We start from the raw sequence: 16,177 nt of genomic DNA on the forward strand, positions 1-16,177 counted from the left end.
CGTACAGTGTTCGCATCGAGGGAACGGTGTTCGCAGGAGGGGAAGAGGACATGGACGCTCGCCATCCACGCCGCTGGTGGATCCTGATCGTGCTGTGCCTGAGCACGCTGGTGCTGGTCGTCGACAACATGGCGCTGACCGTCGCGGTGCCCGCGCTGACCGAGGACCTGGGGGCGAGCGCCCAGCAGACGCAGTGGATCCTCGACTCCTACGTCCTGGTCTTCGCCGGGCTGCTGCTGACCTCGGGCAGCCTGGGGGACCGGTTCGGGCGCCGGCGGGTGATGCTCATCGGGCTGCTGCTGTTCGGGGCGGCCTCGCTGGGGGCGGTGTTCTGCGCCACGCCGGGTGAGCTGATCGCGGTGCGGATCGCGATGGGTGTCGGCGGGGCGCTGATCATGCCGTCGACGCTGTCCATCCTGATCACCGTCTTCGACGAGGACGAACGGCCCAGGGCGATGGCGGCGTGGGGCTCGGTGTCGATGCTCGGCCTGGTCGGCAGCCCCGTCCTCGGCGGGGTGCTGATCGACCACTTCGCCTGGCAGGCGATCTTCCTGATCAACGTGCCGATCGTCGGTCTCGCGCTGCTGGCCGGTGTACTGCTGATGCCGGAGTCCAGGGCGCCCTGGCAGAAGCCCGACCCGCTGGGCGCGGTGCTGTCGGTGGTGGGCATGACGGCACTGGTGTGGTGGATCATCGAGATCCCGCAGCACGGCGCCTTCGAGGGCCGCTCGCTGCTCGTCCTGGCCGGCGCGGTGGTGGCCCTGGCCGGGTTCGTGGTCCGGCAGAACGTCGCCGACGCGCCGATGGTCCCGCTGGTCCTCTTCCGGCACCGCAACTTCAGCGGCGGCTCGCTCTCCCTGGCCCTGGTCCAGATCGGCAACGCCGGCCTGCTGCTGGTGCTGACCCAGTACCTCCAGTTCGTGCTCGGCTGGTCCGCGGTCAAGGCGGGCCTGGCCTTCCTGCCGCTGGCGGTGGCCGCGCTGGCCGGAAACGCGGCCGGGGCGCAGCTGGCCGTCAAGGTGGGCAACCGCTTCGTCATCCTCGGCGGCATGCTGCTGATGGCCGTCTCCTTCGGGCTGCTGACCACGCTCACCGCCGGCAGCGGCTTCACGGTCCCGGCCGTGGCGCTGGGGATCCTCGGCCTGGGCGCCGGTCTGGCCATGCCGGCCGCGGTGGCCGCGCTGATGGGGACCATCCCGCAGGAGAAGGCGGGCGTCGGCTCGGCCCTCAACGACACCATCCAGCAGTCCGGTACCGCCCTCGGCATCGCGATCCTCGGCTCGCTGCTCTCGGGCGGCTACGCCGACGCGATGCCGGCCGGCGCCCCCGGGCAGGCCAGGGAGTCCATCGGCGGGGCCCTCGCCGTCGCCGGCGGGGACACGGGCCTGGTGCGGGCGGCCCGGGAGGCCTTCACCGAGTCGATGTCGACGACCTTCGCGATCAGCGGGATCGGTGTGCTGGTCGCGGCGGTCGTCGCCACGCTGGTGATGCGCGACCGCACGGCGGAGCCGGCCGGGACCGGCCGGCAGCAGCGTGAACCGGTCGCCTGACCGGGACGTACGAAGGTCGGCGCCCCGATGCGGGGGTGCCGGTCTTTCGCTGTGCCCGTCTCCCGTGGTTCGCTGCGCCGCCACCCGGGAATGCCCGCCCGGTTTTCTCCGTTGGGGGTGGCAGAAAGTTCAACGCTCAACTAAACTGGGCGTACACGAGGAGGAACCGACATGCCTGCTGTGACCGTCGAGAACCCGTTGACGCTGCCCCGAGTGACCGCACCCGCCGACGCCGTGGCTCGTCCCGTGCTCACCGTCACGACCGCTCCGAGCGGTTTCGAGGGCGAGGGCTTCCCGGTGCGCCGGGCGTTTGCGGGGATCAACTACCGCCATCTCGACCCGTTCATCATGATGGACCAGATGGGCGAGGTGGAGTACGCGCCGGGCGAGCCCAAGGGCACCCCCTGGCACCCGCACCGCGGCTTCGAGACCGTCACCTACATCATCGACGGCATCTTCGACCACCAGGACTCCAACGGCGGTGGCGGCACCATCACCAACGGCGACACCCAGTGGATGACGGCCGGCTCGGGCCTGCTCCACATCGAGGCGCCGCCGGAGCACCTGGTGATGTCCGGCGGGCTCTTCCACGGCCTGCAGCTGTGGGTGAACCTCCCGGCCAAGGACAAGATGATGGCCCCGCGCTACCAGGACATCCGCGGCGGCTCCGTCCAGCTGCTCACCACCCCCGACGGCGGCGCGCTGCTGCGGGTCATCGCCGGTGAGCTGGACGGCCACGCCGGTCCGGGCATCACCCACACGCCGATCACGATGATCCACGCGACGGTGGCACCGGGTGCGGAGGTCACGCTGCCGTGGCGCGAGGACTTCAACGGGCTGGCGTACGTGCTGGCCGGGCGCGGCAGCGTCGGCACGGACCGCCGGCCGGTCCACACGGGCCAGACCGCCGTCTTCGGCGCGGGCTCCTCGCTGACCGTCCGCGCGGACGAGAAGCAGGACTCCCACACGCCGGACCTGGAGGTCGTGCTGCTCGGCGGACAGCCGATCCGCGAGCCCATGGCGCACTACGGCCCGTTCGTGATGAACACCAAGGACGAGCTCATGCAGGCCTTCGAGGACTTCCAGAAGGGCCGCCTGGGCACGGTTCCGGCCGTGCACGGCATGAGCGAGAGCGGTCCGCAGGGCTGACGCACGTCACCGCGTCTCAGCGCTCTCCCAGGTGGTGACGTCCATGGTGACGGACGACAGGCCGTTGTCGTCCGTCTGCCAGCCGAGGACGGTGAGGGAGGCGACCCGGTTCTCGTCGGTGAGCACGCAGGCGGTGAGCCCCTTGCTGATGTTCCGCTGATCGACGGTGAACCCGAAGTCGGTGGCCGCGGCGCAGCTCTGCGCGGTCGCCGGCCCCTCGATCGTGGCGAGGTCGCCGCCGTCACCGCCGAGGGTCCAGCCGTTGCCGCCGGACGGCATGGTGTAGGTGATGTCGGAGACGCCCTCGGTGAAGTCCAGGTCCACGTTGGACCCGGCCCTCAGCACCACCTTGCGGTGCTCCCGCACCCCCGGCGCCCCGGCGTCGGCCGCCGGGGCCGCGGCACCCGGCCGGGAGGCGGACGGTCCGGAAGCGGCGGGTCCGGAGGCGGCCGGCGCCGGGGCCGCCGTGCTGCTCGCGGCCGGTGTGCCCGGGTCCGCGGGCGCGGACGTACCCGGCGTCACGCTCGTGCCCGCCGCGGCCCCCGCGCCGCCCCGGCCGTCGAGCCACAGGTAGCCGACCACGCCCGCCATGGCCACCACGGTGACGGCCACCATGGCGGTGGCGGGACCCTTGTACGAAAGGCGCCCCAGCTCGACCTGCGCGGAGGGGTCGCGCCGGCCGCCGCCCTCGTACGACACCGAGAAGGAGGACCTCTTGCCCCGGTCCTCCCGGGATGCGGACTTGCCCATGCGACTTCCTTGCCTGCGTCGGAATCCGGACAGGGCACTTATCGTGCAGGCGGTGTGAAGGGCGTCGTCGTCACTCACCCGGCGGTCACGCGAAAGGGTGTATCGGCTTCACTGTGTTGACGAAGGGGGCGTCAGGGCGACGACCAGGAGCCGTCCCCCGAGCCGTCCACCGACTCGTACAGCTCGAACCAGATGCTCTTGCCCTCGCCGCGCGGGTCGACGCCCCAGGCGTGCGCGAGCAGTTCGATCAGGACCAGGCCGCGGCCGGAGGACGCCAGCTCCCCGGGCCTGCGCTTGTGCGGCAGGTCGTCGCCCGCGTCGGTGACCTCGATCCGCAGCCGCCGCTCCCCCACCTCGCCGGTGATCTCGGCGACGAGCAGGGCGTCGGAGTCCGTGTGGACGAGGACGTTCGTCAGCAGCTCGGACAGCAGCAGCACCGCCGAGTCGACCTGGTCGGGACAGGCCCAGTCGTGCAGCAGTTCCCGCTGGTGCTGCCGGGCCACCGCGATCCGCTCTGGTTCGGCCTGTGCGACCGTCAGCACCGAGCGCCGTACCGGCGGGCCTTCGGCCAGGGTGTCGCCGCAGCCGCAGCCCCCGCCGTCCCTGCTCAGCAGCAGCACCGCGATGTCGTCCTCGCGGCGGTCCGCCAGCGGGCCGGTGGTGTGGTGCGAGGACGGCCCGTGCACGGCCTGCACCAGGGTGTCGGCGAGCTCCTCCAGATCGCCCTTGTGCTCCTCCAGGATCGTCCGCAGCCGCCGCCAGCCCGTGTCCAGGTCGTGGCCGCCGGTCTCGATCAGGCCGTCCGTGCAGATCAGCAGCGTCTCGCCGGGCTCCAGCGCGAGCCGGGTCGTGGGGTAGTCCGCGTCCGGGTCGATGCCCAGGGGCAGGCCGCCCGACGTCGGCCGGGTCAGCACCGTGCCGTCGGCCATCCGGATCGCCGGGTCCGGATGCCCGGCGCGGGCGATGTCCAGCAGCCCCGACGCCGGGTCGACCTCCACGTAGACGCAGGTCGCGAAGCGCGGGTCGTAGGGGTCCTCGTCGCTGATGCCGTGCAGGAAGCGGGAGGCGCGGGAGAGCACCGCGTCCGGGCGGTGGCCCTCCGAGGCGTAGGCCCGCAGGGCGATGCGCAGCTGGCCCATCAGTCCCGCCGCCCGCACGTCGTGCCCCTGGACGTCCCCGACGACCAGCGCGAACCGCCCACTGGGCAGCGGGATCACGTCGTACCAGTCGCCTCCGACCTGCAGTCCGCCACCGGTGGGGACGTACCGGGCGGCCACGCTCATGCCCGGAATGCGCTGCGAGCCGAGCCTCGGCAGCATCGTGCGCTGCAGCCCGTCGGTCAGGGCCCGCTCGCTCTCGGCCACACCCGCCCGGGTCAGCGCCTGGGCCAGCATCCGGGCGATCGTCGCCAGCACGGACCGTTCGTCCGGCGTGAACGCCACCGGGTAGGTGAACGCCGCCATCCACGCGCCCATCGTGCGGCCGGCCACGGTCAGCGGCAGGAACGCCCAGGACCGGCGGCCGAACCGCTCGGCGAGCGGCCAGGTCAGCGGATAGCGGGCCTTGTACTGCTCGGGCGAGGACAGGTACACGGCCCGGCCGGTCCGCACCACCTCGGCGGCCGGGTAGTCCGTGTCCAGCGGCATGTCCGAGAAAGGACTCTCGGTGCCCCGCTGCTGCCCGTGATGGCCCATGATCGTCAGCCGGTCGCCCTCCACGCCGAACACCGCCAGCCCGTCCGGCGAGAACCCGGGCATCGACAGGTTCGCCGTGACCCGCAGGACCTCCTGCGTGGACCGGGCCTCGGCCAGCGCACGGCCCGCGTCCAGCAGGAACGCCTCCCGCGAGCGCCGCCAGTCACCCGTGACCGCGCTGCGCCCGGCCGGGGTGCCCGGCGTGGGCTCGGTGACCTCCTGGAGCGTGCCGAGCAGGATGTACGCCTTACGGGCCCGGTCGAAAGCCGGCTTGGAGCGGCTGCGGACGACCCGGACGACCCGGCCCTGCTCGTCCATGATCCGGATGCGCACCTCCGCGAGGGTCCCCTCGGCGACGGCCAGCTGGACCACGCCGGTGATCTCGTTCCAGTCGACCGGATGCAGCCGGGCCCGGGCCTGGGCCTCGGTGAGCGTGACCTGCTCGGCGGGCAGCCCGAGCAGCCGTGCCGCCTCGGCGTCGACCGTGACCAGCCCGGTGGCGGTGTCCCAGTGCCACAGGCCGGTCGCGAGGGCGGCCAGTGCCTCCCCCACGGCGGGCAGGGGCTCGCCAGTGCGCATTGCCCTACTTTAAGAAGACGCGCTCGAACACTGCCACCGAAGGCGGACCCGTGCGCGATGACAACGGGGGAGAGCCGATCGTCACCTGCCCGGTACGCTGGGGACCAGTTTCACGTGAAACACAGACCCCGATCAGCGAAGACTGGATGAACGACGATGCATCGGTACAGGTCCCACACCTGCGGCGAGCTCCGCTCCTCTGACGTCGGCACCGACGTCCGGCTGAGTGGCTGGCTGCACAATCGGCGCGACCTGGGCGGCATCCTCTTCATCGATCTGCGCGATCACTACGGCATCACGCAGCTCGTGGCCCGTCCCGGCACCGCCGCCTACGAGGCTCTCGACAAGCTCTCCAAGGAGTCGACGGTCCGCGTCGACGGCAAGGTCGTCTCCCGCGGCGCCGAGAACGTCAACCCCGACCTGCCGACCGGTGAGGTCGAGGTCGAGGTCGGCGAGGTCGAACTGCTCGGCGCGGCCGCCCCGCTGCCGTTCACGATCAACGCCGAGGACGGTGTCAACGAGGAGCGGCGCCTGGAGTACCGCTTCCTCGACCTGCGCCGCGAGCGCATGCACCGCAACATCATGCTGCGCACGGCGGTCATCTCCGCCATCCGGCACAAGATGACGGCGCTCGGCTTCAACGAGATGGCGACGCCGATCCTGTCCGCGACCTCCCCCGAGGGCGCCCGCGACTTCGTCGTCCCCTCCCGACTGCACCCGGGCAAGTTCTACGCCCTCCCGCAGGCCCCGCAGCAGTTCAAGCAGCTGCTGATGATCTCCGGCTTCGACCGCTACTTCCAGATCGCGCCCTGCTTCCGCGACGAGGACGCCCGCGCCGACCGCTCGCCGGGCGAGTTCTACCAGCTCGACATCGAGATGAGCTTCGTCGAGCAGGAGGACGTCTTCCAGCCCGTCGAGAAGCTGATGACCGAGCTGTTCGAGGAGTTCGGTGGCGGCCGCCACGTCACCTCGCCGTTCCCGCGGATCCCGTTCCGCGAGGCGATGCTGAAGTACGGCTCCGACAAGCCCGACCTGCGCGCCCAGCTCGAACTCGTCGACATCACCGACATCTTCGAGGGCTCGGAGTTCAAGGCCTTCGCCGGCAAGCACGTGCGTGCCCTGCCGGTGCCGGATGTCTCGGGCCAGCCCCGCAAGTTCTTCGACCAGCTCGGCGACTACGCCGTCTCGCAGGGCGCCAAGGGCCTGGCCTGGGTCCGCGTCGGTGAGGACGGCTCGCTGTCCGGCCCGATCGCGAAGTTCCTCACCGAGGACAACGTCGCGGAGCTCACCAAGCGGCTCTCCCTCGCCGCCGGCCACGCGGTGTTCTTCGGCGCGGGCGAGTTCGACGAGGTCTCCAAGATCATGGGCGCGGTCCGGGTCGAGGCGGCCAAGCGCGCCGGGCACTTCGAGGAGGGCGTCTTCCGGTTCTGCTGGATCGTCGACTTCCCGATGTACGAGAAGGACGAGGAGACCGGCGCGATCGACTTCTCGCACAACCCGTTCTCCATGCCGCAGGGCGGTCTGGAGGCCCTGCAGACCCAGGACCCGCTGGACATCCTGGGCTGGCAGTACGACATCGTCTGCAACGGCGTCGAGCTGTCCTCCGGCGCGATCCGGAACCACGAGCCGGAGATCATGCTCAAGGCGTTCGAGATCGCCGGCTACGACCGCGAGACCGTCGAGGAGAAGTTCGCGGGCATGCTCCGCGCCTTCCGCTTCGGCGCCCCGCCGCACGGCGGCATCGCCCCCGGCGTCGACCGCATCGTGATGCTCCTCGCGGACGAGCCCAACATCCGCGAGACCATCGCCTTCCCGCTCAACGGCAACGCCCAGGACCTGATGATGGGCGCGCCGACGGAGCTGGAGGAGGCCCGGCTGAAGGAGCTGCACCTGTCGGTGCGGAAGCCGCAGCCGAAGTAGGGCGCATCGTGTGAGTGGCCCGGAACCGACGCCGGTTCCGGGCCACTGCCGTGTCCAGCACCCCGCGCCTCACTCCTCGGAGAAGATCTCCTGCGCGGTCGCGACGGTCAGGGACCGGTCGAACCATCGGGTGAGGGTGTCGAGGTCGGTTTCGGAGGCGATGCGTTGGCGTGTGTCGGGGGCGACGGGAACACCGCGCTTCTCGAGCACACGGAGGATGGAACCAGCCGTGCCTTCGGCTTTGCCCTCGGCCATGCCTTCGGCTTTGCCTTCGAGGTAGGTCTGCTCGAAGAGGGTTCCCCTGCCCGGGAAGTAAGTGGCGACCATCTTCTCCAGCTCTCTCCAGGTTTCCCGGACCGGAGTGTTCTCCAGTCCGACTTCGAGCCACTCGCACCAGTACTTCGCTGTGGCCTCGTCGAACGACCGCATTCCGCGGGCCAGCATGTCCAGTATGGCGGGGGCGTTCTCGCTTTCGCTGTGCACGATGGCCGAGAAGGTGGCCATTGCCGGCGCCCGGGCGACCAGCGACTCGTCGGTGATCTCCGGGACGTTGTCCGGACCGAGGACGAACGGCCGCGTGGCCTGGGACGTCCACGTACCGACGCGGCATTCGAAGGGCCCGGCCGCCCAGGCCGCCGTCGGCCGGTTCCTGCACACCGCGACGAGCAGCACCGGCAGCCCGAACTTGGCATGGAGGTACGCCACGTAGTACGACCAGCTGAGCCCCTTGCCGCGCACCTTGCCGGTCTGGGCCTCGATGGCGAGGAGGAAGCCGTCGCCGTCCGACGGCTCGACTCTCAGCACCGTGTCCACCCGGCGTTCCAGCGGCTTGATCTCCGTGGCGTCGGGTGTCAGCGCCTCGATCGTCGCCTTCACGGGCGGCGGGAGTCCCAGCGCCTCGAAGACGGGAAAGAGAACCTCCGGATGGTCCTGGAAGATCCGGTGCGAGGTCTCATGAGTGGATGTGACCATGCGGGCAACGTAGGGCCGCCGAACGCGGTGATGCGGGCCGGGAGAGGTGCGTTCACTCTTTCGAGAGCGGCAAAAACGTTCCCCTTGTGTGAAGGGCTACCGCGCCACGAACTGGGTCAGGATGGCCTGGACCTCGTAGATGTCGACGCCCTTGGTGAAGGTCTTCTCGATGGGGGTGGGGGTGCCGGAGATCCAGATCTTGAGTTCCGCGTCCAGGTCGAAGGTGCCCGCCGTTTCCACCGAGAAATGGGTGATGCTGCGGTAGGGGACGGAGTGGTACTCGACCTTCTTGCCGGTGATGCCCTGCTTGTCGACCAGGATCAGGCGCCGGTCGGTGAAGAGGATCGTGTCGCGGATGAGCAGGAACGCGGCGTGGACCTGCTCGCCGTGGCCGAGCAGGCGGGCGTAGTCCTGCTGGGCCGAGGCCGGTTTCACGGTGTGCGCGTTGCCGAACAGTGCCATCGGTGGTTCCCCCTGTCAGTCGGGTCGGCCCTTCGGCCGTCCTCAGGGGGATCTTCGCAAAGCAGGGAGCCCGGGAGAAGGCTCTCGTTCTCCCGGGCCCCGTGCTGTAGCGAGCGTGTTACGGCTGTTACGCCGTCGGCTTCTCCTCCAGGCGCGGGAAGAGGACCGCGCCCTTGGTCACCGTCGTGCCGGCGGGGAGCCTGCCCCAGTCGCCGGCCTCCTGGATCCGCTGGTCCGCCAGGGCGCCGAGGGAGGCCTCCGCGCCGAGGGAGTCCCACAGCTTCTGGGACGTCTCCGGCATGACCGGGTTGAGCAGCACCGCCACCGCGCGCAGGGACTCCGCCGCCGTGTAGAGGATCGTCGCCAGGCGGGCCCTGCCCTCGTCGGACGTGTCCTTGGCGACCTTCCAGGGCTCCTGCTCGGTGATGTAGCCGTTGACCTGCTTGACGAAGTCGAAGACCGCCAGGATGCCGCCCTGGAAGTCCAGCTCCTCGCCGATCCGCCGGTCGGCCTCGCTGACCGCCTTGGCCAGGCCCTCGTGGATCGCCCGCTCCGCCTCGCCGTCGGCCCCCGACGCCGGCAGTTCGCCACCGAAGTACTTGCCGACCATCGCCGCGACACGCGACGCGAGGTTGCCGTAGTCGTTGGCCAGCTCGCTCGTGTACCGGGCGGAGAAGTCCTCCCAGGAGAAGGAGCCGTCCTGGCCGAAGGCGATCGCGCGCAGGAAGTACCAGCGGTAGGCGTCCACGCCGAAGTGCGTGGTCAGGTCCTGCGGCTTGATGCCGGTCAGGTTCGACTTCGACATCTTCTCGCCGCCGACCATCAGCCAGCCGTTGGCCGCGATCTTGCCGGGGAGCGGGAGGCCCTGTGCCATCAGCATCGCGGGCCAGATCACCGCGTGGAAGCGGAGGATGTCCTTGCCGACCAGGTGGACGTCGGCCGGGAAGGTCTCCTCGAACTTCGCCTGGTTCTCGTTGTAGCCGACCGCCGTGGCGTAGTTCAGCAGGGCGTCGACCCACACGTAGATCACGTGCTTGTCGTCCCAGGGGATCGGGATGCCCCAGTCGAAGGTCGAGCGGGAGATGGAGAGGTCCTGAAGGCCCTGGCGGACGAAGTTCACGACCTCGTTGCGCGCGGACTCGGGCTGGATGAAGCCGGGGTTCGCCTCGTAGTGGGCGAGGAGCTTCTCGCCGTACTCGCTCAGCTTGAAGAAGTAGTTCTCCTCGCTGAGGATCTCGACCGGCTTCTTGTGGATCGGGCAGAGCTTCTGGCCCGCGTACTCGCCCTCGCCGTCGAGGAGCTCGCCGGGGAGCTTGTACTCCTCGCAGCCGACGCAGTACGGGCCCTCGTAGCCGCCCTTGTAGATCTCGCCCTTGTCGTACAGGTCCTGGACGAACTCCTGGACCCGGTCGGTGTGCCGCTTCTGGGTGGTGCGGATGAAGTCGTCGTTGGCGATCTCCAGGTGCTCCCAGAGAGGCTTCCACGCTTCGGTGACGAGTTTGTCGGCCCACGCCTGGGGAGTGACCCCGTTGGTCTCGGCCGTGCGCATGATCTTCTGACCGTGCTCGTCCGTGCCGGTGAGGTACCACACCTTCTCGCCGCGCTGACGGTGCCAGCGGGTGAGCACGTCGCCTGCGACGGTCGTATAGGCGTGGCCCAGGTGAGGAGCGTCGTTGACGTAGTAGATGGGGGTCGAGACGTAGTACGCCTTCGCCCCCTGCTTCTCGGATCCAGTGGCCGCCATGGTCGAAATCCTACTGGGCGGCTGAAGATCGACTCACACGCGTTTCGGGGGGTGGACGGGCTGTGGGGTGCGCCGTCCACCCCCCCCGGGGGTCTACGGGCGCCAGTTCGCGAGTACGCCCTCGTAGAGCTCCTTGTCCGTGAGCTCGCGCGGGGTCTCGCCCGCGAGGAAGTGGGAGGTGTTGGGGGTCTTGAGCTTGCGGAGGTAGTCGAAGGCCTTGTTCTCCGGGTCACCGAAGGCGACGAAGGAGAAGAAGACCGCGGGGTGGGTCTTCGCGGCCTCGGTGAGGGCCTGGGTGGCGGGGGTCTTGGCGTCCGGGGCGCCGTCGGTCTGGAAGACGACCAGGGCGGGGGTGCGGGGGGTGCCGGGGGTGCCCGGGGTGCTCGTGGTCACCTTGTCGTGGTGGGCGAGGACCGCCTCGACCGCGGCGTGGTAGCTGGTGCGGCCCATGCGGCCGAGGGAGGCGTGCAGGGTGTCGATCTTGTTCTCGTGGTCGGTGAGGGTGATCTCGCCGGTGCCGTCGAGTTCGGTGGAGAAGAAGACGACCGGCACGGTGGCCTCGGGGTCGAGGTGGGCCGCGAGGGCGAGGGTCTGCTCGGCGAGGGCCTGGGCGGAGCCGTCCTTGTAGTACGGGCGCATGGAGGCGGAGCGGTCCAGGACGAGGTAGACCTTGGCGCGGGTGCCGGTGAGGTCGTGGGTCTCGAGGGTGGTGGCTGCGGCGCGGTAGGCGGTGGCCAGGCCGGGGGCTCGGGACTTCAGCTGGGCGAGGGTGAGGGCGGGCTTGGCCTTGGTGTCGCCCTCGGTGTCACCCTCGGCCTCGGCTTCGCCTTCGGCCGTGTCGTTCCCACCCGCACCACCCGTGCGGCTCTCGTCGTCGGCTGCGGGTGGCCCCTGCGGGGCTTCGTCGCCGTCGGCGGCTGCGGGCTCGGAGGCGGGGGTGTCGTCCTCGGCGGATGCCGGTGCGGCTTCGGGTGCGGGGGCGGGGGCGGGTGCGGGGGCCTGCTCGGCCTCGGCCGCCGGTTCCGGCTCCGCGGACTTCTCGGCCTGGGGTTCGGCCTCGGCCTGCGGCTCGGTCTCCGCTTCGGCTTCCGGCTCCGGCTTCGTGTCCGTCGTCGCAGCCTGGGGCTCGGCCTTCGGGTTCTCGGCTTGGGCCTCGGTCTCGGACTCCGTCGCCGCCGCCTGGGCCTCGGCCTTCGGGTTCTCGGCGCGGGGCTCGGCCTCGGCCTCGGCCTCGGTCTCGGTCTCGGCCTCCGGCGCCTTCGCCTGCGGCTCGGCCTTCGGCTCCGCCTGCTCGGCCGTATCCGCCTCCGGCGCAGCCGCCTCCGCGGGCTCGGGCTGCGCCTCCGTGTCCGTGGCCTCGGCCTTCTCCGCGACCACCGGGTCCTCCGCAGCCACCGGTTCCGCCGGGGCGGGCTCGACCGTGATGTCCGGCTTCGCGGCAGCCTGCTCCCCGGCGGGGTCCGCTTCTGCGGCCTTCGGCTCCTCGGCAACCTCCGGCTCGGCGGCCACCGTCTCCCCGGCCGGCTCGGACTCCCGCTCGGCGGCCACCGCTTCTCCGACCGGCTCCGTCTCCCGCTCGGCGGCAACCGGTTCCTCGATGGGCTCGGGCTCCCGCTCGGCGGCCGGCTCGGGCTCCTTCACCGGTTCCGGCGTCGTGGACGACGGCTTCTCGCCCGATCGCGTCGGACGCGGCACCGTCACGTTGTCGAACGCCAGCGACACCAGGTCGTGTTCGTCGCGGGGTTCGGGGACGGACGCCGTGGGGGCGGGGCCGGGTTCCGGGGAGGGGGACGGGACCCGCGGCGCGGCGGCCTCCGGGGTGGTGGGCTCGGCCGGTGCCTGCGTCGTGGGCGCCGCACCCTCCGCCTCGGCGGTCCGTGACTTGCGGGACCGTCCGAACGCGTTCCGCAACCGAGTGAGAATGCCCATGTGCGCGCAACCCTTCGCGTGAGTTGAAGCCCGTCAATCCCTGGCCAGGACGGACACGTAAGGTTAGCGGCCCTCCTGGGTGATCTTGGGCAGGGTCTGCTACGCGAGATTCTCGCTGTCAAGGGGCACATCCGGCCTGCTCAGGTGTCGCCGCGCTGAAGAGACGCAACCCCCGTACGGCAGCCATGGGTTCACTCGTTGTTCATCGGGGCGCCCGGCTCCCGCACGTATGTGCCCCTACGGTCACGCTGACACCCAGGGCATCCAAGGAGAGAACACAGTGCGCAAGCTGCTGCCGTTGATCGGAACGCCGTCCGATTCGCATCCTGGCGGCCGGTCCGCCATGACCTGTCGTTTCCGGTGTGGTGACGCCTGTTTCCACGAGGTGCCCAACACCAGCTCCAACGAGTACGTCGGCGATGTGATCGCCGGTGCCCTCAGCCGCCGTTCGATGATGCGCGCCGCGGCCGTCGTGACCGTGGCCGCCGCGGGAGCGGGCGCCGTGGGTGTCGCGCAGGCCCCGCAGGCCGGTGCCGTGCCGGCCGACGCCGCCCGTGAGGCCGCGCGGAAGTCCAGGGGCGCGCGTGGCCTGCGCTTCGCGCCCGTCGCGCCCAACACCGCCGACGCCGTGACCGTGCCGGACGGCTACCGGCAGAACGTCGTCATCCGGTGGGGCGAGCCGATCCTGCGGGGTGCCCCCGCGTTCGACCCGGAGAAGCAGAGCGCCAAGGCGCAGGCCGGGCAGTTCGGGTACAACTGCGACTTCCTCGCGCTGCTCCCGCTGCCGGGCGAGCGGGGCCGGCAGCTGCTCGTCGCGAACCACGAGTACACCGACGAGGTACTCATGTTCCGCGGGTACGACGCCGCCAACCCCACCCGCGAGCAGGCCGAGATCGCCTGGGCCGCGCACGGGCTGTCCGCCGTCGTCGTGGAGGAGGACCGCGGGAGCGGCAAGCTCACCGCCGTCCCCCGGCACCGGCTCAACCGGCGTGTCACCGCCACCACCGAGTTCCGGCTGACCGGCCCCGTCGCCGGCTCCGCCCTGGTGAGGACCTCCGCCGACCCGAGCGGCACCAAGGTGCTCGGCACCCTCAACAACTGCTCGGGCGGCGTCACCCCGTGGGGCACGACCCTGCACGGCGAGGAGAACTTCAACCAGTACTTCGCCAACAGCAGCCGGGCGACGGACAAGCGCTACGGCATCGGGACCGGGGCCACCGAGCGCAAGTGGGAGCGGTTCGACAAGCGGTTCGACGTCGCCCAGGAGCCGAACGAGGTGCACCGGTTCGGGTACGTCGTGGAGTTCGACCCGTACGACCCGGAGTCCACGCCCCGCAAGCACACCGCTCTCGGGCGCTTCAAGCACGAGGCCGCGACCGTGCGGCTGACGCACGACGGCCGGCCGGTCGTGTACTCCGGTGACGACGAGCGGTTCGACTACTTCTACAAGTTCGTCAGCAGCAAGCGGATGAAGCACGGCACGTCGCGCGCCGTGCGCGAGCACAACCTCTCCCTGCTCGACGAGGGCACGCTGTACGTCGCCAAGCTCACCGGCGACTCCCCGGCCATCGAGATCGACGGCACGGGCAAGCTGCCGGCCGACGGGGAGTTCGACGGCAGCGGGCAATGGATCCCGCTGGCCACCGCCACCGCCAAGGGCGCCGTCTCGCACGTCGAGGGCATGACCGCCGAGGAGGTGTTCGTCTTCACGCGGCTCGCCGGTGACAAGGTCGGCGCGACGAAGATGGACCGCCCCGAGGACATCGAGCCCAACCCGGTCACCGGCAAGGTGTACGTCGCCCTGACCAACAACTCCAACCGGGGCGTCGGCTCCAACCCCAAGGCGGACGAGGCCAACCCGCGCCACGCCAACAAGCACGGGCACGTCCTGGAGCTCACCGAGCGCTGGAACCGGCCGGAGAGCACGAAGTTCGCCTGGTCGCTGTTCCTCGTCGCCGGTGACCCGGACGACCCGGCGACCTACTTCGCCGGTTTCCCGAAGGACGGCGTCAGCCCCATCTCGTGCCCCGACAACGTCGCCTTCGACCCGTACGGCAACCTGTGGATCTCCACCGACGGCGCCCAGCTGGGCTCGCACGACGGCCTGTTCGGCGTGGCGACCCGGGGCGAGCGGCGCGGTGAGCTCAAGCAGTTCCTGACCGTGCCGAAGGGCGCCGAGACCTGCGGCCCGATCATCCAGGAGCGGCGGGTGCTCGTCGCCGTGCAGCACCCGGGCGAGATCGACGGCGCCTCCGTGGAGAAGCCCGCCAGCACCTGGCCCGACGGCCCCGGGACGTACGTCCGCCCGGCCGTGGTGTCCGTGTGGCGCGCCGACGGCCGCGACATCGGCGTCTGAGCCCGCTCTCCGCGCGAACAGCGGGAGACGGGAAGGGGGGCGTCCGTGGGGCGTCCCCCTTCCCCGTCACCGGGACGCGTGCAGGGTCAGGTCCGTGACCACCGCCCGGTGGTCCGTGCCGGCCAGGTCCAGGATCCGGGTGCGGTCGGCCGCGAAGTCGCGCGAGAGCAGTACGTGGTCGATCTGCACGCCGAGGGTGGGGGCCGTCGGGGCCGGCCAGGTGGCCGTGCGGTCGGCGCCGTCCAGGCGTGAGGCGTCGCGCAGCCCCGTGTCGAGGATGCGGCGGAAGGCGGCGTGGTCCTGGGAGGCGTTGAAGTCCCCGGCCAGGATCAGCGGGGTGCCGCGGTCGGACGCGGCCGCCTTGCGCAGGGCGTCCAGCTCCCGTCGCCACAGGTCGACCTGGCCGGGCAGCGGGGGCATCGGGTGGGCGAGCTGGAGCCGTACGGCGTGCCCGTCGACGTCGGCGACCGCCCCGGGCATGCCCATCGTGCCGCGGACACCGGCCGTGGGCCTCAGCGGGAAGCGGCTGAGGATGACCGAGCCCTCCGAGCCGCCGCCCTCGACGGCCCGGCGGTGCGGGAAGTCCCGCGCGAGGCCGGTCCTCAGCCGCGCGTCGCAGTCGTGGTCGCACTCCTGGACGAAGACGACGTCCGGCTTCTCGCGGCGGACGGCCGTGACGAGGGAGGCCGTGCCCTGGCCGAACTCGACGTTGGAGGTCAGCACGCGCAGGCCGGCCACGGGGCGGCCCGCGGGGGCGTCGGTCGTGCCGTACGGCTCGATGTACCAGGCCAGCAGGCCGAGCAGGAGAACGCCCCAGGCTGTGCCCGTCCACCAGCGGGACAGCAGCGTGAGCAGCAGCGCCAGGGCCGTGGGGACGAGCAGCCAGGGGAGGAAGGCGAGGAGCTGCGGGACGGGGGTGACGCCGTCGCTGTCGGCCGCCCGGAAGCCGACGACCACGCTCACCGCCACGCACAGCAGGCCGGCGCACCAGGCGGCGAGGCGCCGCCCGGGCGGGCGGTGCTCCGGCCCGTCGTCGACGGCGGTCCACTCGGCAGCGGCGGTGTCCAAGGCC

The 16,177-nt window shown here is 71.1% G+C and carries 11 protein-coding genes; 4 read left to right on the top strand and 7 right to left on the bottom strand.

The window, feature by feature from the left end:
- The first annotated feature begins 50 nt into the window (after positions 1 to 50).
- Both ACF07N_RS16200 and ACF07N_RS16205 read left to right on the top strand, forming a co-directional pair.
- The gene (locus ACF07N_RS16200; RefSeq protein WP_392112988.1) at positions 51 to 1,550 is read left to right on the top strand and encodes an MFS transporter; all 1,500 of its coding nucleotides are present in this window, start codon (positions 51 to 53) and stop codon (positions 1,548 to 1,550) included.
- 171 nt (positions 1,551 to 1,721) lie between these two features.
- Positions 1,722 to 2,699, top strand: coding sequence for a pirin family protein (locus ACF07N_RS16205; protein ID WP_392112991.1), 978 nt, complete (start codon positions 1,722 to 1,724; stop codon positions 2,697 to 2,699).
- A gap of 6 nt (positions 2,700 to 2,705) precedes the next feature.
- Here the strand turns inward: ACF07N_RS16205 and ACF07N_RS16210 are convergent, their stop codons facing one another.
- Complete coding sequence (locus ACF07N_RS16210; RefSeq protein ID WP_392112994.1) at positions 2,706 to 3,449, bottom strand: hypothetical protein; 744 nt, start codon at positions 3,447 to 3,449, stop codon at positions 2,706 to 2,708.
- 131 nt (positions 3,450 to 3,580) lie between these two features.
- The gene (locus ACF07N_RS16215; protein ID WP_392112997.1) at positions 3,581 to 5,722 is read right to left on the bottom strand and encodes a SpoIIE family protein phosphatase; all 2,142 of its coding nucleotides are present in this window, start codon (positions 5,720 to 5,722) and stop codon (positions 3,581 to 3,583) included.
- A 156-nt stretch (positions 5,723 to 5,878) separates the two neighbouring features.
- Between ACF07N_RS16215 and aspS the strand changes: the two genes are divergently transcribed.
- Positions 5,879 to 7,642 carry an aspartate--tRNA ligase gene (gene aspS / locus ACF07N_RS16220; RefSeq protein ID WP_392113000.1) on the top strand — a complete coding sequence of 588 codons (1,764 nt, stop codon included), beginning with the start codon at positions 5,879 to 5,881 and terminating at the stop codon, positions 7,640 to 7,642.
- Positions 7,643 to 7,711: 69 nt separating this feature from the next.
- Here aspS and ACF07N_RS16225 read toward each other — a convergent pair whose 3' ends face one another.
- The 4 genes from ACF07N_RS16225 to ACF07N_RS16240 all read right to left on the bottom strand — a co-directional run bounded on the left by ACF07N_RS16225 (position 7,712) and on the right by ACF07N_RS16240 (position 12,749).
- The gene (locus ACF07N_RS16225; RefSeq protein WP_392113003.1) at positions 7,712 to 8,614 is read right to left on the bottom strand and encodes a hypothetical protein; all 903 of its coding nucleotides are present in this window, start codon (positions 8,612 to 8,614) and stop codon (positions 7,712 to 7,714) included.
- Positions 8,615 to 8,710: 96 nt separating this feature from the next.
- Positions 8,711 to 9,076 (bottom strand): PH domain-containing protein, encoded by a 366-nt coding sequence (locus ACF07N_RS16230; RefSeq protein ID WP_392113006.1) that lies wholly within the window; start codon positions 9,074 to 9,076, stop codon positions 8,711 to 8,713.
- A 127-nt stretch (positions 9,077 to 9,203) separates the two neighbouring features.
- Positions 9,204 to 10,820 (bottom strand): methionine--tRNA ligase, encoded by a 1,617-nt coding sequence (metG, locus tag ACF07N_RS16235; protein ID WP_392113009.1) that lies wholly within the window; start codon positions 10,818 to 10,820, stop codon positions 9,204 to 9,206.
- Positions 10,821 to 10,913: 93 nt separating this feature from the next.
- Positions 10,914 to 12,749: a VWA domain-containing protein gene (locus ACF07N_RS16240; RefSeq protein ID WP_392113012.1), complete on the bottom strand. Its 1,836-nt coding sequence runs from the start codon at positions 12,747 to 12,749 to the stop codon at positions 10,914 to 10,916.
- Positions 12,750 to 13,029: 280 nt separating this feature from the next.
- Between ACF07N_RS16240 and ACF07N_RS16245 the strand changes: the two genes are divergently transcribed.
- Positions 13,030 to 15,105: a PhoX family protein gene (locus ACF07N_RS16245; protein ID WP_392113015.1), complete on the top strand. Its 2,076-nt coding sequence runs from the start codon at positions 13,030 to 13,032 to the stop codon at positions 15,103 to 15,105.
- A gap of 66 nt (positions 15,106 to 15,171) precedes the next feature.
- Here the strand turns inward: ACF07N_RS16245 and ACF07N_RS16250 are convergent, their stop codons facing one another.
- Positions 15,172 to 16,173, bottom strand: coding sequence for an endonuclease/exonuclease/phosphatase family protein (locus ACF07N_RS16250; protein ID WP_392113018.1), 1,002 nt, complete (start codon positions 16,171 to 16,173; stop codon positions 15,172 to 15,174).
- Between the last annotated feature and the right edge of the window lie 4 nt (positions 16,174 to 16,177).

It is taken from the genome of Streptomyces sp. NPDC015242 (assembly GCF_043079125.1).
Taxonomy (GTDB): domain Bacteria; phylum Actinomycetota; class Actinomycetes; order Streptomycetales; family Streptomycetaceae; genus Streptomyces.

Bases quoted from the DNA above. Each gene is read 5' to 3' on its own strand.
- ACF07N_RS16200 (WP_392112988.1), top strand. From the start codon at position 51: ATGGACGCTCGCCATCCACGCCGCTGGTGGATCCTGATCGTGCTGTGC.
- ACF07N_RS16205 (WP_392112991.1), top strand. From the start codon at position 1,722: ATGCCTGCTGTGACCGTCGAGAACCCGTTGACGCTGCCCCGAGTGACC.
- ACF07N_RS16210 (WP_392112994.1), bottom strand. From the start codon at position 3,449: ATGGGCAAGTCCGCATCCCGGGAGGACCGGGGCAAGAGGTCCTCCTTC.
- ACF07N_RS16215 (WP_392112997.1), bottom strand. From the start codon at position 5,722: ATGCGCACTGGCGAGCCCCTGCCCGCCGTGGGGGAGGCACTGGCCGCC.
- aspS (WP_392113000.1), top strand. From the start codon at position 5,879: ATGCATCGGTACAGGTCCCACACCTGCGGCGAGCTCCGCTCCTCTGAC.
- ACF07N_RS16225 (WP_392113003.1), bottom strand. From the start codon at position 8,614: ATGGTCACATCCACTCATGAGACCTCGCACCGGATCTTCCAGGACCAT.
- ACF07N_RS16230 (WP_392113006.1), bottom strand. From the start codon at position 9,076: ATGGCACTGTTCGGCAACGCGCACACCGTGAAACCGGCCTCGGCCCAG.
- metG (WP_392113009.1), bottom strand. From the start codon at position 10,820: ATGGCGGCCACTGGATCCGAGAAGCAGGGGGCGAAGGCGTACTACGTC.
- ACF07N_RS16240 (WP_392113012.1), bottom strand. From the start codon at position 12,749: ATGGGCATTCTCACTCGGTTGCGGAACGCGTTCGGACGGTCCCGCAAG.